Here is a 4,329-nt window from a genome sequence, read left to right on the forward strand (position 1 = left end):
TGAAAGAGCATCTGCATTGCGAGTTCGCGGGATTTGCGTCGAGTGCCGGCGGTCAAGCTTTCCCGCCTTCTGCGAGCTTGCGCTGCAGGCTCACCATCTCAATGGCCGCAATAGCGGCTTCAAAGCCCTTGTTCCCTGCCTTGATGCCGGCGCGATTCAGCGCCTGTTCCAGGGTTTCGCAGGTGAGAACGCCAAAGCTGTGCGGCACTCCTGTCTCCTGCTGCGACTGGCCTATGCCGCGTGCGACTTCGTTGTAGATGGCTTCATAATGCGCTGTCTCGCCGCGGAGCAGGCAACCAAGGGTGATGATGGCGTCGACCTTGTGCTGATTGGCGATGGCGCGGGAAGCGGCCGGCACTTCCCATGCGCCGGGTACGCGGATCACGCTAATATCAGGGCGTTTTGCGCCGCTGCGCAACAACGCATCGAAAGCGCCTTCGAGCAAGCGATCCGTGATGACCGCATTCCAGCGCGCCACCACGATGGCAAATCGCATGCCTTCCGCGGCAAGATCGCCTTCTACCGCGATCGGCTTTCCCCTTGCGGGGTCGTTCCATGCCCAGAACGTGAATGCGAAGCCCGGCTCGGGCTCGACGGTAAAGATGCTCGACTTCCAGTGGGTTTCGGTGATCTGAGATAAACGCGCACTCGCCTCGCCGGGGGTGGAACCGAGCCACCGGTCCGCAGCCTGATGTGCAGCGTCGAGCGAGGTCACCTCGACCATGAGATCGGCGACCGAGGGAAACTTACCATTTACGAATTCAAGGTTCCCCAACGGAGCCAGGAAGGATGCGCCGATACTATCCGCCTCATTCCATCCGGGGCCTGTCGCGAATCCAATCGCCTCGAAAAAGCTGGTTAAACGCTCGAAGACGTCGGCGCTGCCAGCGGGGCGGAGGATCGAGATTCCCTTGATCATGCTTTGATTCTATCGTGTTGCAGTGGAGCGTTTTTCATCACGAGCGTCGGCTGCAGAGTACAGGAAGTGCGAGCAAGAAAAAGGCCGGCGCGAGGCCGGCCTTTCCTGTTTGCTACATCCTCAAATTAAGAGCTTGCGCGGGGCTTCACGGCGATTGCGGTTGTCGGGACGATACCGGATGCAGGTGTAGTGACGGTGTTGAAGATGCAGTCTGGATCTGTTCCGGCAGTACAGGCGGGCAGCGCGGGATTGATCTGCTTGGTGTCCTGGAATGTCGATGTGTCGATGAAGTGAATGAGGTCATCGCCCGACGTGGACACAAAGAACAGCTTATTGTCGAGACTGAAGGCGCCCGCAACCGGGGCCGTGACTGCGTCGCCACCGCTCAGCGAGACATAATTCAGCACGCCGGCAGCCCCATTGGAGCCGGGCAGGTAATAGGGCAGCTTTGCCGCCGGTGTCGAACCGGTGTAGGTGAGAAACGTGAGATTCGACGACGGCGATGCGACGAGCTGGTTGACCGCTGATGCATTGATTCCGCTTACCGCTTGCTGAGTCGTCGGATAAGGATGCTGAATGGTCAGCGGCTCCAAAGTCTGCCCGGATTGCGGACAGGCTACCGGTAAATTCACCGGCACCAGGGACCCACCCGTGGCGGTGCCTGTGCTTGAAACGAACGGGATGGACACGCTGATATCCGACAGTTCGACTGCTCCCCCGGCGATGGCTGCGCCGAGCATGTGCTGACCGTCGGTCGTTGCGGCCAGTGTGTCCGTCGGTACCGGCACCGAGTCACCCTGCGGATAAAACACGAGGCTGCCATAGTTGCTCGACGTGCCTGACGGGCACCAGGTATGAGCGACCGTCGGGCTACCGCTGAGATAGGCGCCTACGCTGGGGATGGTGAGAGCCACGTTGGTTGCGCCACCGGACGAAGACAAATCGTAGGTGGTCCACCCGGTGTTGGCGCTGTAGACGTACAACGTGTCGGAGTGATTGGCGCCGAGCGATGCGCTGTCGCTGACATACAAGGTCTTAGAGTCAGGCGTCCAGACGGCGGAATTACCAACCCCGGTAAAGTTCGCGGCAACCGAGCCGGTCGCGTTGAGAATGTAAAACACACGCCGGATCTGGTCATTGATCAGAACCTGCTTGTTGTTTGGAGAAACCGCCAGCACAGTGCCTGGAACCGCAGTATTCGGTGTTCCCGCGAGAGCGTTGTTCACGGTACTGAACATCATCAGGGCGTGGGACGAACCGAAGTAGAGCGTGGTGCCGAGCTGATCCATCACCATCGAATTGGGAACATAGGGCAGACGCACCGTCGATCCCAGCGCATTTGTGAGCAGATTGTAGGCGACGAAGTACTGCGATTGTCCGGGCGCCGAAAACCAGACGTAGGAACTGGCGCTGCCGGGGGTATTGATGTTGATGGCGTTGCTCGAAATCGATAATCCGGTACCAAATGACCCCACCTGATTGATGGGGGATGGATTGCACGTGGAAGGCTGGCAGATGGCATACACGGAAGCCGCGCCCGGAAAGGCCGGCACGACCGCCCCATTGGCGCCAACCGTGATATCCAGCGGGTTGGTGGACTGGTAATCCAGCGTGAGGCCGGTGATGGGTTGATTGTTGGTGTCGAGCACGGTTGTCGTCAGGTTCTGCGTAACGCCCTGGGTCACAGTGACATTGGTGTTGCCATTGAGCGTGACCGCGATCGATTTCGGCGGGCAGGTAGAGAAGAATCCGGCTGAAGAGCCGGAGCCGGCGACCGAGGCGGTGATCGCGGTTGTTCCCGGTTGCGCCGCGGTGATCACGGTGGTGGCGGCGTTGAGCGTCGCCACGGATGAGGTCGAAACCGCGTAGGTCAGAGCGCCGATTGAGTTCGAGCAGCTCGGAACCGAAGCGACGCCCGGAGGCAATCCGCCGGGGCAGGAAAATTGCGTGACCGTGGAGGGAGCGCAGAACTCATACTGCGTGCCGCCGGAAGCGAAGCATGCCTCGGAATCAAGCGTGGCGCTCGCTCCCTGGGAGTAGCATTGCTGCGCGCCCGCACTCGTCCCGGCGGTGGCCAGCGTAACCGAACTCACTTGAGCGTGCACGTACACTTGCACCGGGTTCGAGGTCACCGAGTTGGCTGACGCTGAGATGAAGAGGGTTCCGTACGGCAATCCGCCGGAGTTGGGGAGCGGACTGGGAAGGTCGCAGATGGTGTAGTCCGGAATGCCGCCGCCGGAGTTGCGGTTCCAGGTGCCGGCGCACATGTTGCCCGTAGGCGAGATGTCTAGCAGCTGGTTGTTGGTGGTGGCGTAGGTGTAGGTCGACACGCTGGCGGTCGTACCCTTACAGGTCGTCGCAGTGGGCGCATTGATCTGCCGGGTCTGTCCGAACGCCATGGAAACGCCGGTGGTCTTCGGCTCCAGGTCGATCGCGTACACATCCGTATTTTTGATTCCGTAGCCGAGACCGTTGCAATAATTGCCTGCCGGGTTACGAGTACAGCCGGAGAAGGATATCCCCGCTGGAATTGCCAGAAACACCATGAAGACAAGCGTCAGATACCGCCGCATGAATCCTCCCCGCCCCGCCCGATCGAACCGCGGAACGGTCTCTCCGAATAACGTTAAGAAATATGGGTTAAAAGCGAGCCTGCCATGTGCCCGGCGCTGGCCTGGACACGGCTCAATTTGCGCGGGCTACCGGCCTTCGGCAATCGTCCACTCCATGCAGCCGGTCGACAGAACACGCTCGATTTGCTCCAAAGAAAAGTGTATCAGGACGGAATGGCCATGAGACACGGTCCCGCCCCCGTCTGATTGCTTTGTAGTCATAGACTCACCCGCGTCGGGATGGCGAGCAAAAGCGGTCAATGACTGCTCAATAAGTCGTCAATGAGTACCCGCACTGCTTTGCCCGGCCGCCGCGTTCGCGGGCATGTATTTGGCAAACCACTCCACGGCCCGGTCCATCACATCGCGGCGGTGTTCGGGGTTCACGAATCCGTGGCCTTCATTGGGATACACAACGAGCTGCGTCGGCACGTGTTCATCGCGCAATGCGTGCCAGAACTCGTACGACTGCGGGGCCGGACACTCGCCATCCCGGTCGCCGACCACGACGAGCGTGGGCGTATGCGCCTGCTTGATGAAATTGATTGCGGAGCTCTTGGCGTAGACGGCCGGGTCATCGTAGACCGACGCGCCGAAGTACGGAATCATCCATTGGTCGATGGAGTTTTCACCGTAATAGCTCTGCCAGTTGGAGAGACCAGCACCGGCAACAGCCGCCTTGAAGCGGTTGGTCTGGGTGACGGCGAACATGGTCATGAATCCGCCATAGCTCCAACCCGTAATTCCCACGCGCTGGGGGTCAACCGGATATTTGGCTAAAACGGTGTCAACGCCAGC

General features: G+C 60.0%; 3 protein-coding genes. All 3 read right to left on the bottom strand.

Going from position 1 to position 4,329, the window contains the following annotated elements:
- Positions 1 to 52 precede the first annotated feature (52 nt).
- On the bottom strand, positions 53 to 919 hold the full coding sequence (ribH, locus tag WA354_RS22020) for a 6,7-dimethyl-8-ribityllumazine synthase (RefSeq protein WP_472815170.1): 867 nt from the start codon (positions 917 to 919) through the stop codon (positions 53 to 55).
- Positions 920 to 1,044: 125 nt separating this feature from the next.
- On the bottom strand, positions 1,045 to 3,492 hold the full coding sequence (locus WA354_RS22025) for a YncE family protein (RefSeq protein ID WP_472815171.1): 2,448 nt from the start codon (positions 3,490 to 3,492) through the stop codon (positions 1,045 to 1,047).
- A gap of 318 nt (positions 3,493 to 3,810) precedes the next feature.
- Positions 3,811 to 4,329 (bottom strand): alpha/beta hydrolase family protein (locus WA354_RS22030; RefSeq protein WP_472815172.1); only part of this gene is annotated, 519 nt, incomplete at its 5' end.

Source organism: Occallatibacter sp. (assembly GCF_049802275.1).
Classification (GTDB): Bacteria; Acidobacteriota; Terriglobia; order Terriglobales; family Acidobacteriaceae; genus Telmatobacter.